At 72.3% G+C, this 18,474-nt stretch carries 17 protein-coding genes; 10 read left to right on the forward strand and 7 right to left on the reverse strand.

Annotation, left to right across the window (positions count from 1 at the left end; all coding sequences use genetic code 11):
• The first annotated feature begins 37 nt into the window (after positions 1-37).
• Positions 38-544 carry a DinB family protein gene (locus tag ABZ738_RS08285; RefSeq protein ID WP_131051797.1) on the forward strand — a complete coding sequence of 169 codons (507 nt, stop codon included), beginning with the start codon at positions 38-40 and terminating at the stop codon, positions 542-544.
• A gap of 64 nt (positions 545-608) precedes the next feature.
• Positions 609-1,460, forward strand: coding sequence for a DUF4253 domain-containing protein (locus ABZ738_RS08290; RefSeq protein ID WP_357211911.1), 852 nt, complete (start codon positions 609-611; stop codon positions 1,458-1,460).
• A gap of 12 nt (positions 1,461-1,472) precedes the next feature.
• Here the strand turns inward: ABZ738_RS08290 and ABZ738_RS08295 are convergent, their stop codons facing one another.
• Positions 1,473-2,324 (reverse strand): endonuclease/exonuclease/phosphatase family protein, encoded by an 852-nt coding sequence (locus ABZ738_RS08295; protein ID WP_236145595.1) that lies wholly within the window; start codon positions 2,322-2,324, stop codon positions 1,473-1,475.
• A 149-nt stretch (positions 2,325-2,473) separates the two neighbouring features.
• Positions 2,474-3,859 (reverse strand): short-chain fatty acyl-CoA regulator family protein, encoded by a 1,386-nt coding sequence (locus tag ABZ738_RS08300; RefSeq protein WP_131051798.1) that lies wholly within the window; start codon positions 3,857-3,859, stop codon positions 2,474-2,476.
• A 213-nt stretch (positions 3,860-4,072) separates the two neighbouring features.
• Between ABZ738_RS08300 and aceA the strand changes: the two genes are divergently transcribed.
• Complete coding sequence (gene aceA, locus ABZ738_RS08305; RefSeq protein WP_131051799.1) at positions 4,073-5,353, forward strand: isocitrate lyase; 1,281 nt, start codon at positions 4,073-4,075, stop codon at positions 5,351-5,353.
• Positions 5,350-6,963, forward strand: coding sequence for a malate synthase A (gene aceB, locus ABZ738_RS08310; RefSeq protein WP_131051800.1), 1,614 nt, complete (start codon positions 5,350-5,352; stop codon positions 6,961-6,963). Before aceA ends, aceB begins: the two co-directional genes overlap by 4 nt.
• A 609-nt stretch (positions 6,964-7,572) precedes the next feature.
• Here the strand turns inward: aceB and sthA are convergent.
• Positions 7,573-8,976, reverse strand: a complete 1,404-nt coding sequence (gene sthA / locus ABZ738_RS08315; protein ID WP_131051801.1) for a Si-specific NAD(P)(+) transhydrogenase — start codon at positions 8,974-8,976, stop codon at positions 7,573-7,575.
• Positions 8,977-9,124: 148 nt separating this feature from the next.
• Between sthA and ABZ738_RS08320 the strand changes: the two genes are divergently transcribed.
• Both ABZ738_RS08320 and ABZ738_RS08325 read left to right on the forward strand, forming a co-directional pair.
• Positions 9,125-9,766, forward strand: coding sequence for a biliverdin-producing heme oxygenase (locus tag ABZ738_RS08320; protein WP_131051802.1), 642 nt, complete (start codon positions 9,125-9,127; stop codon positions 9,764-9,766).
• Positions 9,763-10,077, forward strand: coding sequence for a DUF2470 domain-containing protein (locus ABZ738_RS08325; RefSeq protein WP_162854330.1), 315 nt, complete (start codon positions 9,763-9,765; stop codon positions 10,075-10,077). Before ABZ738_RS08320 ends, ABZ738_RS08325 begins: the two co-directional genes overlap by 4 nt.
• Positions 10,078-10,122: 45 nt before the next feature.
• Here ABZ738_RS08325 and ABZ738_RS08330 read toward each other — a convergent pair whose 3' ends face one another.
• Genes ABZ738_RS08330 through ABZ738_RS08345 form a run of 4 tightly spaced genes read right to left on the reverse strand, consistent with a single transcriptional unit; the run spans position 10,123 to position 13,821 of the window.
• Positions 10,123-10,938, reverse strand: coding sequence for a heme ABC transporter ATP-binding protein (locus tag ABZ738_RS08330; RefSeq protein WP_357211916.1), 816 nt, complete (start codon positions 10,936-10,938; stop codon positions 10,123-10,125).
• Complete coding sequence (locus ABZ738_RS08335) at positions 10,935-11,963, reverse strand: iron ABC transporter permease (RefSeq protein WP_131051804.1); 1,029 nt, start codon at positions 11,961-11,963, stop codon at positions 10,935-10,937. Before ABZ738_RS08335 ends, ABZ738_RS08330 begins: the two co-directional genes overlap by 4 nt.
• Complete coding sequence (locus ABZ738_RS08340) at positions 11,960-12,976, reverse strand: ABC transporter substrate-binding protein (protein WP_357211918.1); 1,017 nt, start codon at positions 12,974-12,976, stop codon at positions 11,960-11,962. Before ABZ738_RS08340 ends, ABZ738_RS08335 begins: the two co-directional genes overlap by 4 nt.
• Positions 12,973-13,821, reverse strand: coding sequence for a hypothetical protein (locus ABZ738_RS08345; protein ID WP_357211920.1), 849 nt, complete (start codon positions 13,819-13,821; stop codon positions 12,973-12,975). The genes ABZ738_RS08340 and ABZ738_RS08345 overlap by 4 nt, the downstream gene beginning before the upstream one ends.
• Before the next feature lie 135 nt (positions 13,822-13,956).
• Between ABZ738_RS08345 and ABZ738_RS08350 the strand changes: the two genes are divergently transcribed.
• From ABZ738_RS08350 to ABZ738_RS08365, 4 genes are read left to right on the forward strand one after another with little or no spacing between them, the layout of a single operon-like run.
• Entirely contained in the window at positions 13,957-15,483 is a 1,527-nt protein-coding gene (locus ABZ738_RS08350) for an HtaA domain-containing protein (protein ID WP_131056179.1), read from the forward strand.
• Positions 15,484-15,516: 33 nt separating this feature from the next.
• On the forward strand, positions 15,517-16,518 hold the full coding sequence (locus tag ABZ738_RS08355; protein WP_131056177.1) for a DUF916 domain-containing protein: 1,002 nt from the start codon (positions 15,517-15,519) through the stop codon (positions 16,516-16,518).
• Complete coding sequence (locus tag ABZ738_RS08360) at positions 16,515-17,324, forward strand: hypothetical protein (RefSeq protein WP_357211923.1); 810 nt, start codon at positions 16,515-16,517, stop codon at positions 17,322-17,324. Before ABZ738_RS08355 ends, ABZ738_RS08360 begins: the two co-directional genes overlap by 4 nt.
• Before the next feature lie 52 nt (positions 17,325-17,376).
• A complete protein-coding gene (locus tag ABZ738_RS08365; RefSeq protein ID WP_131056173.1) occupies positions 17,377-18,366 on the forward strand; it encodes a DUF5954 family protein in 990 nt (329 codons plus the stop codon).
• Positions 18,367-18,474 lie beyond the last annotated feature (108 nt).

Raw genomic sequence — 18,474 nt, forward strand, 5'->3', positions numbered from 1 at the left:
GTTTGCCCCGCCGTCGCGGGGTTGACATGCTTCGCTCATGTCATCGCCCTCCGTGCCCGACTTCGAGCGGGTCATCGACGCGCCGCTGCGGGACCAGTTCGAGGTCTTCATCGACCAGCACCGTGCCGAGCTGCAGCACTGTCTCGACGGGCTGACCGAGGAGCAGGCCCGCCGGTCGCTGGTGCCGTCCCGGACGACCCTGCTGGGTCTGGTCAAGCATGCGACCTTCGTGGAGAAGGTCTGGTTCGACGAGGCGGTGACGCGCCGGTCACGTGCCGAGATCGGCATCCCGGCCACGCCGGACGAGTCGTTCCTGCTCGACGACGGTGACACCGTCGCCAGCGTCCAGGAGGCACACCGGCAGGCGTGTGCGGCGTCCCGTCGTGCCACCGCCCCGCTGGGGTTGGACGACCTGCTGCACGGCAACCGGCGCGGACCGATCCCGCTGCGCTGGGTCTATCTGCACGTGCTGCGCGAGCTGGCCGAGCACTGCGGGCACGCCGACATCCTGCGCGAGCAGATCCTGGCCGACGCGCCGGGATGACACGGGTCGGAGCGAACGGCTCGTCGGCCGGAGTTGTCGGTGTAGGCGACTATCCTCACGCCTCGTGACCTCGCAGTTGAACGACCTTCCCACCGATCTGGCCGAGCTGTTCGCCGACGCGCAGCCGCACCGCCGCACCCTGCCCGTGTCGCTTCCGCCCGGCCGGACGGTCCGCAGCGAGGAGGCACCCGACGAGCGTCCCGCGCTGTGGCTCAGCGACGGCCCGGCCCCGTCCGGACTGTGGCCGGAGCTGCACGCGGCGCACGCGACGTCGGGGCTGTGGCCGCTGCTCCTCGACCACCTGCACGGCGACCCGGATCGCCCCTGGGCCGACGGCGAGCTGTGGCCGGCGAGCAGTTCCGACCCGGCGGAGCACGACCCCGAGCGGCTGCTGGCCGGATGGTGGTCCGACCACACCACCGACTACGAGGGCGGTGAGCCGACCAGCCGACAGCTCGCCGTCTCCGCGCCGTACGGCCAGGACTGGCCCGGCCTGGCGGCACCGGCGTCGCCCCGGGTGACGCCGCAGGAGCACGCCGACCACTGGGCCGAGCAGTTGTCGCTGGCCCAGCCCGACATGCGGCTCGGTCTGGTCGCCGCCGAGCGGGGCAGCGACGCGCTCGCCGTCCTCGGCTGGCAGGGGCCGGTGAACTACACCAACGACGCCGGCCGGCTCTCCGCGGTGCTGCGCAGCTGGGAGGACCGGTTCGGGGTACGCGTGATCGGCCTCGGCTTCGCCGAGCTGTACCTCTCGGTCGCCGCCCCGCCGACGACCGTCGACGAGGCGCTGCCGATCGCCGCCGAGCACTTCGCCTTCTGCCCGGACAACATCTGGCAGGGGCAGAGCCCGTGCACGCTCGCCGGCTACGCGGACCGCATCGTCAACGCTCCGACCTGGGCGTTCTGGTGGGACTGACGGTCCGGGTCGTCAGGCGGCGGGGTTCTCGGCCCGCTCGGTGGTGAGGGTGACCAGGAACGCCGCGTGGTCGGTGGTGCCGCGCATGTCGATCGATCTGCTGGCGGTGATCGTCAGGTCCGGGGTGGCCATGAACTGCTGCACCCCGCCGTCGTGCAGGTGCTGGTAGTCGGCGGGTACGCAGGACCGCACGTCGGGCGTGCCGCCGTGCCGCAGGTTGAGGTCGCCGCTGACCACCGTCGGCTGATAGCCGGCACCGGCGTGCAGCTCGGGTACGGCCACCCCGAGCAGGTGCCCGCACTGGGCCAGCGCCAGCGTCGAGCTGGTGTACGCCAGGTGCGTGGTGCACGCGTAGAAGACGGTGCTGGCGTCCACGCAGAGCCAGGCGCGCTGCTCGGGGTCGGCCGGGTCCTGCGCCGGGAAGACCCCCCGGTGCAGCTCGTGCCCCTGGTACGGGTCGGCGACGTGGGCCAGTACGCCGACGCCGTACTGCTGGCCGTTGACGCAGCGGTAGGGCTCGCCGGTGCGGCCGTTGCGGGCGGGCTGGAAGGCCGCGACCACGGTGCCGGAGTGCACGCCGGTCATGGCGCGCTCCAACGCGTCCACGTCACCGGAGCAGATCTCGTTGAGCGTGACGATGTCCGGGCGTTCGGCGCGGATCACCTCGGCGGCCTGGTCCACCGCCCGCCCGGTGTAGCAGCCCAGGGCCATGCCGCTGTTGCAGAGGTTCATCTGGAGCACCCGCAACGGGGCGGGCGTGGTGGGCGGGGCGGTCACCGAGCAGCCGGCCAGCAGCGCGGTGGCCGCGAGCAGGCCGAGGGCGGCGCGCAGCGGACGGGGGACGCGGAAGCGACGACGAGCCAATGCACCTGCCCTGGACGTGCGGAGGGGTGGCAAGTGTATCGGCAGCTCCGTCGCGGTCGTGACGCTGCGCGACCGGCGTCGTCGGGGTGGGTGGCCACGCCGGTGGCCCGGACCGGCCGGTCCGGGCCATGCGCGCCGGACGCCGGCTTTCAGTCCCGCAACGGGTACGGGATGAAGGTGCTGCGGTTCTCGTCCAGGTCCAGGTGCCGGCTGATCGGTGGGGCGGCCCGCTGCGGGCAGCTCATCCGCTCGCAGGTCTTGCAGCCCGGCCCGATCGGGATGGCCGCCTCGGCCGCGTGCAGGTCCACCCCGGTGGAGTAGACCAACCGCCCGGCGTGCCGCGTCTCGCAGCCCAGCCCGATCGCGTACACCTTGCCGGGTTGGCCGTAGCCGCCGTGGTGGCGGGTGATGGTGCGGGCGATCCAGAGGTACCGCTGCCCGTCGGGCATCGCGGCGACCTGGGTGACCACCCGGCCGGGCGCGCCGAACGCCTCGTAGACGTTCCACAGGGGGCAGGTGCCGCCGGTGCGGGAGAACGGGAAACCGGTGGCGGACTGCCGTTTGGACATGTTGCCGGCCCGGTCCACCCGGACGAAGGAGAACGGCACGCCGCGCGCCCGGGGGCGTTGCAGGGTGCTGAGCCGGTGGCAGACCGTCTCCCAGCCCAGCGCGTAGTGCTGGGTCAGCAGGTCGATGTCGTAGCGGCGCTGCTCGGCGGCGGCCAGGAAGTGCTCGTACGGCAGCAGCAGTGCCGCCGCGAAGTAGTTGGCCAACCCGACCCGGGTCAGGATCTGGGTCTGCACGTCGTCGAAGTTCTCCGACTCGACGATCTCGTCGATCACGTCGGCGCACTCCAGCAACGCGATCTGCGCGGCCATCCGCATCGCCTCCTGTCCGCCCCGCAGTGAGGTGGACAGGTGCAGGGTGCGGGTCTGCGGGCGATAGCGGTGCAACTCGCCGCCGAGCGAGCCGGGCTCCTCGCGGGTGACGCGTACCCCGTGTCGCTGCGCCAACCGGTCGCGCAGCAGGACGCGCACCTCGCCGCGACGCAGCGCCATCCGGGCGGCCAACCGCTCGGCCTCCTCGTCCAGGTCCGGCACGTAGTTCTGCCGACGGTAGAAGAACTCGGTCACCTGGTCGTGTGGGCTGCGCCCGATCCGCTCCCGGTCGCCGACCAGCTCGGCGAGCTGCTCGTCGGCCTGCTGGTAGCGGCGGTGCAGGTCGATGACGGCGGCGGCGACCTCGGGCAGGCGGGTGGCGAGCTCGGTGAGTTCGGTGATGCCGGCCCGGGCGGGCAGCGCCTCGCGCAGCCCGGCGACCAGGCGCGGGGTGTCGTGCGCGGCGAACACCGTCGGGTCGACGCCGAACAGCTCCGTGATGCGCAGCAGCACCGGCACGGTCAGCGGGCGGGTGTCGTGCTCGATCTGGTTCAGGTAGCTCGGGGAGATGCTGAGGTGACGGGCCAGCTCCGTCTGGCTCATCCCGCGTTCCTCGCGCAGCCGGCGCAGACGGGCGCCGGCAAAGGTCTTGGTCATCGCCTCGCCTCCCGGTCGGCGGATGAGGTCGGGCCACATTAGCACTGCTGCGAATAGAAGCTTTCGCAACTTTGCAAAATCGCCGTCCGGCTTTTCAATAATTGGCTTTTTCCGTATCTCGACCTGCCCGACAGGCCGTGTGACCGTGTGAGACACACCGGTGAGCGGCGTCGACGTCGACCCGCCGATGGGTCAATCGAAAACCCGAAGGGGATGAATACGATGCTTTCCGCGGTCGAGCAGTTGCAGCACGAATGGGAGACCAACCCCCGCTGGCGGGGAGTACGGCGCAGCTACCGCGCCGAGGACGTCATCCGGTTGCGCGGCGCCATCCAGGAGGAGCACACCCTGGCCCGGCACGGCGCCAACCGGCTGTGGCGGCTGCTCACCAGCGAGGACTACGTGCACGCGCTGGGGGCGCTCACCGGCAACCAGGCGGTGCAGATGGTCCGGGCCGGGCTCAAGGCGATCTACCTGTCCGGCTGGCAGGTGGCCGCCGACGCCAACCTGGCCGGGCACACCTACCCGGACCAGAGCCTCTACCCGGCCAACTCGGTGCCGGCCGTGGTGCGCCGGATCAACAACGCGCTGCTGCGGGCGGCCCAGATCACCACCGCCGAGGGCGACACGTCGGGCATCGACTGGCTGGCCCCGATCGTCGCCGACGCGGAGGCCGGTTTCGGCGGCGTGCTCAACGCGTACGAGCTGATGAGCGCGATGATCGCGGCCGGCGCGGCCGGGGTGCACTGGGAGGACCAGCTCGCCGCCGAGAAGAAGTGCGGCCACCTCGGCGGGAAGGTGCTCATCCCCACCGGTCAGCACATCCGCACACTGGAGGCGGCCCGGCTCGCCGCCGACGTCGCCGGGGTGCCGACCGTGGTGGTGGCCCGCACCGACGCGCAGGCGGCCACGCTGCTCACCACCGACGTGGACGAGCGGGACCGCCCCTTCGTCACCGGCGAGCGCACCCCGGAGGGCTTCTACCGCGTCCGCAACGGCATCGCGCCGTGCATCGCCCGGGGGCTCGCGTACGCCCCGCACTCCGACCTGCTCTGGATGGAGACCAGCAAGCCGGACCTGGAGGTCGCCCGCCGCTTCGCCGAGGCGATCAAGGACGAGTACCCGGACCAGCTACTCGCCTACAACTGCTCGCCGTCGTTCAACTGGCGCAAGCACCTCGACGACGCCACCATCGCCAAGTTCCAGCGCGAACTCGGCCACATGGGATACCGGTTCCAGTTCATCACGCTGGCCGGCTTCCACGCGCTGAACTACTCGATGTTCGACCTGGCCCGGGGTTACGCCGCCGAGGGGATGCCGGCGTACGTGTCGCTCCAGGAGCGGGAGTTCGCGGCCGAGGCGGCCGGTTACACCGCGGTCAAGCACCAGCGCGAGGTGGGCACCGGCTACTTCGACCTGATCAGCACGGTGCTCAACCCGACCGCCGAGACCACCGCGCTGCGGGGTTCGACCGAAGAGGAGCAGTTCGCATGAGGTACGAGATCATCGGCCCGGTGGCGGAGCGCTTCGCCGAGGTGCTCACCGCCGAGGCGCTGGAGTTCCTGGTCACGCTGGACAGCGAGTTCTCGGCTCGCCGGGTGGCGTTGCTGGACACCCGGCGGGCCCGCCGGGACCGGTTCGCCACCGGCCAGTTGCCCGACTTCCTGCCGGAGACCATCGGCGTCCGCGCCGACCCGAGCTGGCGGGTGGCGCCGCCCGCCCCCGGCCTGGAGGACCGGCGGGTCGAGATCACCGGCCCGCCGGACCGCAAGATGACGGTCAACGCGCTCAACTCCGGGGCCCGGGTGTGGCTCGCCGACTTCGAGGACGCCACCGCCCCCACCTGGGACAACGTCATCCGTGGGCAGCTCAACCTGATGGACGCGCTGGACCGGCGGATCGACTTCACCGACGCGCGCGGCAAGCGGTACTCCCTCGGCGACGACCTGGCGACCATCGTGGTCCGTCCGCGTGGTTGGCATCTGGTGGAGAAGGGGATCGTGGTGGACGGTCGGCCGATCTCGGCCAGCCTGGTCGACTTCGGGCTCTATCTCTTCCACTGCGCCCGACGGCAACTCGCGGCCGGCGCGGGACCGTACTTCTATCTGCCGAAGCTGGAGGACCACCGCGAGGCGCGGCTCTGGAACGACATTTTCGTCTTCGCCCAGCACTACCTGCGGCTGCCGCAGGGCACGATCCGGGCGACCACCCTGATCGAGACGATCACCGCCGCGTTCGAGATGGAGGAGATCCTCTACGAGCTGCGGGAGCACTCGGCGGGACTGAATGCCGGACGGTGGGACTACATCTTCAGCATCATCAAGAACTTCGGGCAGTGGCCGGACTTCGTCCTGCCGGACCGCGCCGAGGTCACGATGACCGTGCCGTTCATGCGCGCGTACACGGAGCTGCTGGTGCGGACCTGTCACCGGCGCGGGGCGCACGCGATCGGCGGCATGGCCGCGTTCGTGCCCAGCCGGGACCCGGAGGTCAACGAGACGGCGCTGAGTCGGGTGCGGGCCGACAAGCAGCGCGAGGCCGCAGCCGGTTTCGACGGCTCCTGGGTGGCCCACCCCGGCCTGGTGCCGACCTGCCGCGAGGAGTTCGACGCGGTGCTCGGCGCACGCCCGCACCAGCTCGACCGGCAGCGCGACGACGTCGAGGTCACCGCCGCCGACCTGCTCGCCGTGGACAAGACCCCCGGTCAGGTCACCGAGGCGGGCCTGCGATCCAACATCGCGGTGGCGCTGCGTTACGTCGACGCCTGGCTCGGCGGGGCCGGTGCGGTGGCGCTGTGGAACCTGATGGAGGACGCGGCGACCGCCGAGATCGCCCGCTGCCAGGTCTGGCAGTGGCTGCACCACGGAACGCCGCTGGCCGGTGGCGGCAGCGTCACGGAGGAGCGGGTCCGGGCGATCCTCGACGAGGAGTTGGTCGCCCTGGTCGAGGGGCGCGGGAACGCCGCCGAGCGCGAGCGTGCCGAGCACGCGGCGCGCATCGTCGAGGAGACCGCGCTCGGTGAGGACCTGCCCGCCTTCTTCACCACCGGCGCGTACGCCCGCCACCTCAGCCCGGTGCGTTGCCCTGCTCCGGTCACCGTCTGAGCGTCCACCGTCGGGCGCGGGCGCTGGTGGCGGGTTTGGACCGGGGCCGACGGTGGGTCCGGCCGACGCCCGGTGCCTGGGTCATGTCGGCCGGGCCCGGCCGTCCGTCGGGAGCGGTGGCGGATCGTCGTCGGGCCGGTGCGGGTCGTGCTGGTTGTGGCGCTGTCGAGCTGAGAGCGTCAACGGATCGGGACTTCCTCTGGCCGCCGGTGGGCGATGCTGACCCGTGCCCGGACTCGGAGCCGTGCCCGGACTCGGAGCCGTGCCTGGACTCGGACCTTTCCCAACCTCGACCCTTGGCCAGGCTCGGACCGTCGACAGATACGCACCTTGCCGAGGCTCGGACGTTGTCCAGGCTCGGACCTGTGTCGGGGGCGGGGGTGGGAACGGGCTCCGGACACGGCGTCCGGCGAGGTGGTCAGGGCGAATGATCGGCGGGCAGTCGGTGAGGCTGAACGGCTGCGGGGCCCAAGCGGTCGCGGTCGCGGAGTGGCGATGGCCCACCGGCCGAACGGTCTCGACGGGCGACGGCATAAACGGGTCAGCTCGACAGTGCTCCCAGCAGACACCACCAGGGCAGCATCGCAGCACCGCACGATCGCCGGGCGCTCAGGTGTCGATCCGGGTTATGTTGCGGATCTTGTTGGACGCGTCCAGCGCCGCGACCTTGTAGGCCTCGGCCAGCGTCGGGTAGTTGAACACCGTGTCGACCAGGTAGTCGACCGTTCCACCGCAGCCCATCACCGCCTGTCCGATGTGGACGATCTCGGTGGCGCCGGTGCCGAAGACGTGGACGCCCAGCAGTCGGCCGTCGTCCGGCGAGACGAGCAGCTTCAGCATGCCGTACGAGTCGCCGACGATCTGGCCGCGCGCCAGCTCGCGGTAGCGGGCGACGCCCACCTCGAACGGTGTGGCGCTCTCGGTCAGCTCGTCCTCGGTCTTCCCGACGAAGCTGATCTCCGGGATGGTGTAGATGCCGATCGGCTGCAACTCGTGCATCGGGCGTTCCGGCTCGCCGCAGGCGTGCTGGGCGGCCAGCCGGCCCTGCTCCATCGAGGTGGAGGCCAGGGCCGGGAAACCGATCACGTCACCGACGGCGTAGATGTTCTCCACGGTGGTCCGGTAGTTCGCGTCGACCTCGATCCGGCCGCGCCGGTCGGCGGTCAGTCCGGCCGCCTCCAGGTCCAGCCCGTCGGTCTGGCCCTGCCGTCCGGCCGAGTACATCACCGTGTCGGCGACGATCCGCTTGCCGCTCTTGAGTACGCACAGCGCCGCGTTCTGGTGCTTCTCCACCGCGGCGACCTCCTCGCCGAAGCGGAACGTCACCGACAGGTCGCGCAGGTGGTACTTGAGCGACTCGATGATCTCCTCGTCACAGAAGTCGAGCATCCGCTCGCGACGTTCCACCACGGTGACCTTCGTGCCCAGCGCGGCGAACATGGAGGCGTACTCCATGCCGATCACGCCCGCGCCGACCACGACCATGCTGCGCGGCACGGCCTGGAGGTTGATGACCCCGTCGGAGTCGACGATGGTCCGGTCGTCGAAGTCGACGCTGTCCGGTCGGGCCGGTCTGGTGCCGGCGGCGATGATGGCCTTGTCGAACGTGATCTTCGAATCCCGTCCGGAGCCGCCGTCGACCCAGACCGAGTGCGGGTCGGCGAAGCGGCCGGTGCCGGTGATCAGGGTGACCCGGTTGCGGGTCAACTGGTTGCGGATGACGTCGGTCTGTCGGTTGATCACGTGTTGGGTGCGGGCCGCCAGGTCGCTGACGGTGATCTCGTCCTTCACCCGGTAGCTGCTGCCGTACAGGTCTCGTTGGCTCAGGCCGGTCAGATAGAGCACGGCCTCGCGCAGGGTTTTCGAGGGGACGGTGCCGGTGTTGATGCAGACTCCGCCGAGCATGTCGCGTCGATCCACGACGGCCACCCGTCGGCCGAGTTTGGCGGCGGCGATGGCGGCCTTCTGACCGCTCGGCCCTGAGCCCAGTACCAACAGGTCGTAGTCATACACGATCACTAGCGTCGCAAGATGTGGTGGACCGCGCCAGGCCAGGCGACCAAGCGGAACAAGGGTTTACCTTCCTGGAATGTTGACCTGGTGCCCTCTCCCCACCGACCGATGATCATGATAGGTTAGCCTTACCTAACAGGAGGTGTTCATGGGGTTCGCCGCACAGGTGCGCGAGTTGACCAGGGCGGACCACCGGGCCGCGCAGAACGTGACGTATTTCGACGCCCTGTTGTCGGGGCAGCTCGACCGGGCCGGGTACGCCGCGTTGCTGGAGCAGCTCCACGTCGTCTACCAGACGTTGGAGGAGGCCGCCGAGGCGATGCGGGACGACCCGGTCGCCGGGCCGTTCGTCGTGGAGGAACTGCGCCGCCTGCCCCGCATCGTCGACGACCTGCGGTTCCTGCACGGCCCCGACTGGGCCACCCGGATCGCGCCGAGCCCCGCCACCCGGCAGTACCAGGAACGCCTGCGCGAGGTCGCGTTCACCTGGCCGGCGGGCTTCGTCGCCCACCACTACACGCGGTACATGGGCGACCTCTCCGGCGGGCAGGTGATGGTACGGGCGGTACGCCGCACGTTCGGCCTCGACACCGACGGCGTCCGGTTCTTCCTCTTCCCCGACCTGGACGCGGCCGCCTTCAAGCAGCACTACCGCGAGTTGCTCGACACGGCACCGTGGGACGAGGTCGAGCGGCAGCGCTTCCTGGACGAGGTGTCGTGGGCGTACCGGCTGAACACCGAGATGATCGCCGAGCTGGGCCGGGACGTGGCGCAGGGGAGTGCGGCGTGAACGCGGCGGACCCGTTCCCGCCCGACGTGGTGTCGGCCGTCATGCGGCACATGAACACCGACCACGCCGACGACTGCCGGCTGATCTGCCAGGGCCTGGGCGGTCGACCGACCGCCACCGCGGCGACCATGTCCGGGATGGACGCCGAGGCGATGTACTTCGCGGCCACCGTGGACGGTGCCCCGGTCCCGGTGCGGGTGCCCTTCAGTGCCCCGCTCACCGAGCGGCGGCAGATCCGGGCCGAGGCCGCCCGGATGTACCGGGAGGCGTGTGCGGCGCTGGGCCTGACCCCACGGCCCGACGCGAGCTGATTCCGTGCTGTGTACGACGGCCCGCCGGTCACCACCGGCGGGCCGTCAACCGTCCGTGCGGACCGGCAGCACCAGCGGTACGCCGGTGCGCGGGTGCGACAGCACCTCGATCTCGTGCTGGTAGACCTCGCTGAGTCGGTCGGCGGTGAGCACCTCGACCGGTGGCCCGTCGGCGACCAGCCGCCCACCGGCCAGCAACGCGATCCGGTCCGCGTACGCGGCGGCAAGCGCCAGGTCGTGCAGGACGACCACCACGGCACCGCCCTGACGGGCCCGCTCGCGTGCCAACCGGAGCACCAACTCCTGGTGGTGCAGGTCCAGCGCGGCGGTCGGTTCGTCCAGCAGGAGCATCGGGGTGCGTTGGGCGAGTACCCGGGCCAGCGCCACCCGCGCCTGCTCGCCACCGGAGAGCGCCGAGAAGACCCGGTCGGTGAAGGACTCCGTGCCGGTCAGCCGCATTGCCTCGCGGATCGCGTCGTCGTCCTCGTCGGCGTACCGCGTACCGGCCCAGGGTGCGCGGCCCATCGCGACCACCTCGCCGACGGTGAACGGGAACGTCATGGTGGCCCGTTGTGGCAGCATCGCGCGGAGTCGGGCCAGCTCGACCGGAGCCCAGCGGTGCAGCGGCCGGTCGGCGAACGCGATGTCGCCGCACGCCGGTGCCAGGTCGCCGCAGATCGCGCCGAGCAGGGTGCTCTTGCCGGCGCCGTTCGGCCCGACCAGCGCCAGCAGTTCCCCGCCCCGCACGTCGAGGGTGACGTCGGTCAGGATCGGTCGGCCGCCGCGCCGGACACCCAACCCGTCCACCCGCAGGCGGACCGGATCGCGACCGATCGCCGGCACCGCCGTACGCCGCCTCATCCCCATCCTCCCGCCCGGGTCCGGGTCCGGCGCAGCAACCAGAAGAAGCACGGGCCGCCCACCACGGCGGTCAGCACGCCGAGCGGTAGTTCCTGGTAGTCGACCAGGGTGCGGGCGGCCAGGTCCCCGGCGACGACCACGATGGCCCCGCCCAGCGCGCTGGCCGGCAGGAGCAGCCGGTGACCCGGCCCGGCGACCATCCGGACCAGGTGCGGCACGACCAGCCCGACGAAGGAGATCACGCCGGTGAAGGCCACCGCGGCGGCACCGAGCAGCGCGGTCACCCCGATCATGGCCAGCCGCAACCGTTCCACGTGGACGCCCAGGTGCCGGGCCGACCGGTCACCGAGGGCGAGCAGGTCCAGGCGGCGGGCGGTGGCGGCGGCGATCGCGATGCCGACCGCCGCACACGGCAGGGTCACTCCCACTGCCGCCCAGTTGGCCTGCGCCAGGCTGCCGAGCTGCCAGAACGCGATGGCGCGTACGGCGTCGGCGTCGCCGAAGAACATCAGCAGGCCGATCAGCGCGCCGGCCACCGCGTTGACCGCGATGCCGGTCAGGACCAGCGTGACCACCTCGGTGCGTCCGCCGGTGCGGGACATCGAGTAGACCAGCGCGGTGGCGGCGAGACCGCCCAGGAACGCGCCGGCCGCGACGGTCCAGCCGCCGAGCGTGGCGACGCCGGTGACGATGACCGTGGCGGCGCCGACCGCGGCGCCCGAGGAGACGCCGATGACGCCCGGCTCGGCCAGTGGGTTGCCGAAGACGCCCTGCATCAGCGCGCCGGCGCAGCCGAGTGCCGCGCCGACGATGACGGCGAGTACGACCCGGGGGAACCGCACCACCCAGAGGGCGCTCTCCCCGTGCGGGGCGCTCGGCAGGGGACCGACGTCGAGCCCGATGCGGTGCAGCAGTGATCCGAGCACCTCGGCGGGCGGCACCTGGACCTGCCCGGTGCCGGCCGCGACGAGGCAGAGCAGGACCAGGGCGACGCTCAGCCCGACCAGGAGCAGGGGCCGTCTCATGTGCACGGTCGGTGGACAGCCTCGGCGAGGGCCTGGATGGTGCGGCCGGTCCGCGCCCCGAAGCTCAGCAGCATCCCGTCGTCCATGTCCACGATCCGGCGGTGCCGACCGGCCGGGGTCTGGCCGACGCCGGGCAGGGCGAGCAGGCCGTCCACGCCCTTGACCGACTCCAGCCCCTCGGTCATCACCAGGATGACGTCCGGTGCCGCGTTGATCAGACCCTCGCTGGTCAGCGGCCGGAACCGGGACAACCCGATCTCGGTGCCGGCGTCGGTCGCGCCGATCGCCCGGATCATCTCGTCGGAGCCGGCGCCCTTGCCGCCGATCAGGTACACCCCGGCGGTACCCCGCACATAGAGGAACGCGATGCGCAGTGGCGGGCCGTCCGCCGGGGCGCTGCGGCGGGCCTCGGCGATCTCCGCCTCCACCCGGGACACGAGGAGGTCCCCGGCCGCCGGTACGCCGAGGGCGGCGGCGATGGCGCGGATGTTGCGGGGGATGGCGGCGAGGCTCTGCTCGTCGTCGATCAGGACCACCGGGATGCCGGCGCGACGGAGCTGGTTGAGCACCTCGGGTGGGCCGATGCTGGTGTCGGCGAGTACCACCGTGGGGTTCAGCCGCAGCACCGCCTCGGCGGCCAGGTCGTGTCCGGCCGGCGTGACCACCGGCAGGTGCGTGGCGGCGGCGAAGGTGGTGGAGGTGTCCCGCCCGATCACCCGGCCGCCGAGGCCGAGGCTGAAGACGATCTCGGCGATGGAGCCGTACAGGTTCACCGCGAGGATGCGGCTGGCGTCGGTGACGGTGACCGTCGTCCCATCGGCGGAGTCCACGGTGACCGGCAGGTTGCTGCCGGGGTCGCCGCCGACCGGGACGACGTCGGTGTCGGTCACCACGGCGGTGGCGGGCCCGCAGCCGGTCGCCGTGGTGGCGCCCGGCGTGCCGGCGGCGGCGTCGCAGGCGACGAGACCGAGCAGCGCGGTCAAGGCCAGCAGCGCGGGCAGTACGCGCCTCACCGCTGTCCCTGCCGGCGTCGACGGATCCGCAGGACCACCAGCAGGACCAGCAGCGCGGCGAGTGCGGCCACGGTGGCGGTGAACCAACGGCCGGCCGGTCCACTGTCGCTGACCTGGGTGGTGAGCAGGTGCTGGTCGGCGCTGACCGGATCACCACCGGTGCCGCCCGCGCCGGTGGCCGTACCCGCCTCGGGCGGAGTCGATCCCTCGACGGCGCCGGCCGGACCGGTGGTGCCGGCGGGTGCGTCGGAGGCCGCCGGTGCCGGGGCGGCGGAGGTCCGGGTGGTGCCGCCGGGCGCCGACGACGCCGGGGCGGTGGCCCGGGTGGTCGGGCTGGCCGCCGGCGCGGCGAAGGTGACCGGCACCTTGACGTCCTGCGCGCGGTCCGAGCTGCGGGTGTGGTCGTTGCGGCTGGCCACCACGCAGCGCCGGACGGTGCAGTCCACGTCGCCGATCGTCGCGGTCAGCCGGATCCGCACGCTGAACGAGCCGCCGGAGCCGTACGGGACGGCCAGCCCCTCGCCGTACGCGGGCGGGTTCGAGGAGATCCAGTGCGAGGCGCCGGTCGCGCCGCTGGTGTCGATGCCGCCCCCGCAGGGCGAGGGCGGTGCGCCGGCACCGTTGTCGACGCAGTACGCGACGTAGATGCCCTTGGCGGTGTCGTAGCCGGATCCGGAGACGGTGACGGTGGCACCGGCGAGGGGGATCGCGGTCGTCCGGCTGACGGAGAGGCGTTGGCCGTCGGGGCCCCTGCCGACCGTGTCCGCGTACGCGGGGCCGGCCGCGAGGGCGCCGATGACCAGCAGCACCACGCTGACCAGGGCGGCGGCGAGGCGGGCAGGCATGAGTGACCTCCGAAGATTTGGTTAGGCTAACCTAAGTAGATCTTGCCGCGTCCGCAAGAGGGTGTTCGGAGGATTTCCCAAAAGATTAGGTGAGCCTAACCTAATCGAGCCCTACCCCCTCCGAGAGGAAGACTCATGTCCGTACCCAGACCCGGCGGTATCCGCCGACGGTCGTACCGGTGGGCGTCGGCAGCGGTGCTCGGTGCCGCCGCGTCACTGGCCGTGGTGGCCCCGGCGACGGCCGCACCCGCCGACGTCACCGCGGGAAGCCTCGACTGGGGCTTCAAGAGCTCGTTCCGGGCGTACGTCTCGACCGGTAACGGCAATCCGCCGATCGGGGTCGCCGACGGTGCCACCCGCAAGGCGGACGGCACCTTCACGTTCCCGGTCACCGGCGGCACGTACGACAGCGCCACCGGCGCGACCACCGTCAACTACGGGGGCACGGTCGTGTTCTCGTACCCCTCACACTTCTTCAAGATCACGCTGGCCAACCCCACCGTGGTGGTGGACGGTGCCGGTGGTTCGCTGCTCGCCGATGTCGACCTCGAGGTCAGCGGCGGCGGATTCGAGCCGGTGCAGATCGAGCAGGCCGCCATCGCCACCCTCGGCACCGGCGGCGCCAGCCCGACCGTCTCGGGTGACTCGGTGAGCTGGAACAACCTGGCCACCACGCTCACCGAGACCGGGGCCACCGCCTTCGCCGGCTTCTTCACCGCCGGCACGGCCCTGGACCCGACGTCGTTCACCTTCACCACCGGGACGGGCGGCGGCGGCCCCGCCACCCCGTCGGTGACCGTGGACCCGTCCGCCGCCCTCGACCCCGAGGGGACGTCGGTCACCGTCACCGGCTCCGGGTTCGACCCGGACGCCAACGGCGGCGTCGGCGTCTATGTGGCGTTCGGCCCGAAGGTCGACAACCACTGGACGAACTCCCGTCCGTACAAGCCGGTGAAGTGGGTGCACAAGAACGCCTCGTCCTCCGCGGCGCAGGTGAAGCTCGCCGCCGACGGCACCTTCTCCACCACGTTGGACCTGGTGCCGAGCTACACCGACGGCAACGGCGACACGGTCGACTGCACGGTGACCCAGTGTTACGTGCTGACGTTCGCGGCACACGCCTCCAGCGACCGCAGCCAGGACACCTTCACCCCGGTCACCTTCCGGGGGGCCACCGGTGGGCCCAGCGGCGCCGAGCAGGAGATCACCGCCACGGTGCTCCAGTCCGGTCCGCTGACGCTGACCTCGTCCGGCAGTGCCGTGGCGCTGTCGGCCGTGCACCCCGGCGGGGTCGCCGACGGTGCGCTCAACGCGGTGACCGTCAGCGACCTGCGCGGCACCAACGCCGGCTGGAACGTGGTCGGTCAGGTGGAGGACTTCACCAGCGCGCTCGGTGGCACCATCGCCGCCGACAACCTCGGCTGGACGCCGAACGCGTCCGTGCTCGCCGACAAGCTGGTGGGCTCGTCCGGGGTGGTCACCCCGGGCGGACGGGCCAACCCGGGTGACGGTACGGGTCTGGGCAGCGCCCGTACCCTGTGCGGCTCGACTGCCGGCGCCAGCGCCGGCAGCTTCCGGTGCGGTGCCGACCTGGGCCTCGGGGTTCCGGCCGCCACCGGTCCGGGTGACTACACCGCCACCCTGACCCTGACCCTGTCCTGACGCGTGGAAGGGCATCTTGTTGTGCGCAGATCGATGACGAGGTGCCCTTCCCCGCACCTGGTCGCCGTGACCGTGGTCCTGCTCGTCACCGTGCTGGCGGGTGGACCCGCCGTCGCCCTCGCCGCGCCGGCTCCCGCCCCGTCACCGTCGCCGAGCGACGCGGGGTTCACCTGGGCGGTGCAGCCGTCCGGACCGTCCGGCCCCACCGGCCGCAGCTACTTCGTCCACGACGCCGAACCCGGTCAGGTGATCGAGGACCGGGTGGCGTTGACCAACCTGAGCACGACCGCGATGACCTTCGCGGTGTACGGCGCCGACGCCTTCACCACCGACGACGGCGGCTTCGCGTTGCAACCGGCGAGCCGTCCGGCGGTGGACGTGGGCGCCTGGACGCAGTTCGCCGAACGCACCTACCGGGTGCCTGCGGGCGAGCAGGTGATCCTGCCGTTCCGGATCGGCGTACCGGCCAACGCCAGCCCCGGTGACCACGCCGGCGGGGTGGTCGCCTCGATCGCCCAGGTGGCGGAGACGGGTGGGCAGGTCAGGCTCGACCGCCGCGTCGCCGCCCGGATCTATCTGCGGGTCGCCGGCCCGGTGCGCCCCGGCCTTCAGGTCGAGGCGATGCGGATCGGGTACGACAACCCGGTCAACCCGTTCGGCACCGGCCCGGTGGTGGTCAGCTACCGGCTGCGCAACACCGGCAACACCCGGCTGACCGGCACCACCCAGGTACGCCTGACCGCGCCCTTCGGCATCGGACTGGCCCGCACCGAGCCGGTCGAGGTGCCCGAGTTGCTGCCCGGCGCGGCGATCACCGTCACCGAACAGATCAACGGTGTGGTGCCGGCCGGACGGCTCGCCGCCGACGTGGCCGTCGACCCGGCCACCCCGGACCGGATGCTGCCCACCGTGCACCGCACCGCCGTGACCTGGGCCGTGCCGTGGGTGTGGACGGCGCTGCTGCTCACCGCCCTGGGCGCGTTGCTGGTCAGCCGGTTTCGGGCGATCCGGCGTCGTCGGACGTCGCCGGCATGAGGTGGCTCGCGTACGGGGTAGTCGCCCTGCTCGCCGGCCTCGCGCTGACCGGCGCCCCGGGGCCGGACCCTCGGGTGACGTTGGACCGGGCCGAGGCGAGACCGGGGGAGCAGGTGCTGGTCCGGCTCACCGGTTGGCCCGCCGGCACCGTCGTGATCGAGCTGTGTGACGCGGGTACGCCGCCCCGCTGTGCGGTGGACACCTCGGCCCAGATCCACCTGTCCGGCTCCGGTGCCGGTGGCGCGCCGCTGACCGTCGCCGCGCCGACCGACGGCTGTCCCTGCCAGGTGCGCGTACGCACGATGGAGGGTCGGCTCTCGGCGACCGCGCCGCTGCGTGTGACCGGCGCGACCCGGCAACCCGGCGGCACCGTCCGATCGGCGGCGACCCGCCCCCCGGTCGTCGTCGGGGCACACGTCGAACGCGACGGCGGCTGGCCCGCCCTGTTCGGTGCGTCCGCGCGGCGGACCGTGGTGCTGCGGCTGCGTAACGACGAGCCGGTGCCGGTCGCGGTGACGCTCTCCTTCAGCGTCGGTCGGGGACCGGAGCCGACCGGCTTCGTCGCGTCCCCGGACACGCCGGATCTCGCCGCCGGGGAGGAACGCGTCGTCCGGGTCCCGATGACGCTGCCCGCCCCGGCCGTCGGTGACTACCGGATCCACGGCGAGCTGGTCACCTCCGGAGCGGCACGCCGGGTGGAGGCGACCACCGACCACCAGCCGTGGGGGCTGGCCGGGCTGTTCGGCTTCGCGCTGCTCGTCCCGGCGGCGGCCGAGGTGCGTCGCCGCCGGTCCTCCGGGCGGTGAATCCACCGTCGCCTCTGGCGCACTGACGACTGTCGTTACACAATGTGGAGCTATGCATCACGGTGAGCAGCCGCCGGACGCGGTGATCCGGATCCGGCACCGGGACGACCCCGTGGGGCTGGTCACCGAGCACGACGCGGTCGAGCGGGCCGGCGCGTACCCGACGCTGCGGCTCGGCGCCCCGCTGTTCGGCTACGCGGTGGATCTCGGCGGCGGGCGCTGGCGGGTACACGAACTGGTCGAGGAGACCCCGCAGGCCGCCCGCGACGCGCTCGCGCACCGGCTCCGGGACCGGATCGCCGAGACCGCCGACGCGGACCTGCTGGCCGAGCTGACCGCGGCGCGGACGGTCCTGGACTGGCAGAAGGTCGACGAGGTGACCGTCGGAGGCTGCCGGCACCGGGTGATCCGGGCGGACACCTTCGCCCGCTTCGGCCCGGACGGGCCGGAGCCGCCCCGCCCCACCGACCCGGACCCGCGCGACGCCGACACCTCGGACAGTTTCCTCGGCGGCACCGACCTGGTCGCCGACCCGGCCGAACCGACCGGCCTCGGCGCGGCGGTGCTCAAGGTCGAGCTGCTGCCGGCCCGCTATCCGCGTGCCCAGGTGCCCGCCGACGTGTACGCCGACAGTGTCGCCGCGGTGCGTGCGTACCCCGACGGCGTCCTGCTGCCGACCCGCTTCGCGGTGGCCGAACAGGTCGGGGCCGGATGGCAGCCGACGAGCCGGGCGGTCGCCACGCCGCAGGAGGCCCGTGACCTGATCACGTTCGAGTTCCGGTGGCTCGTACCCCGGCTGGCCGATCCGACCGAGGCGGAGGCGGCGGAGTACCGGCGGGCCGCCGACCGGATCGAGTCCACCCGGGCCAGCGAGGTGACCGTGCTCGGCCGCCGTTTCCGGGTCACCCGCGTCGAGACGCTGCTGCGTTTCTCCGCCGACGGTCCCGAAGGACCCCGTCCCTCCGACCCCGACCCGGAACCGCCACCCGAGGTCCACTTCGCCCGACTCCGCGCCGAAGGCCGCCTACCCGACCACCCTTGACCACCCGCCCCGGATCCGGCCCCCGCATGACCACCGGACCATCGACTAGCCCGGGCAATCTCGCCGGGGCGACCCGTGAGGCGGCCCCACCGCCTCGCCCGGCCACCA

Source organism: Micromonospora sp. NPDC047793, assembly GCF_040642635.1.
In the GTDB taxonomy this organism is placed as follows: Bacteria; Actinomycetota; Actinomycetes; order Mycobacteriales; family Micromonosporaceae; genus Micromonospora.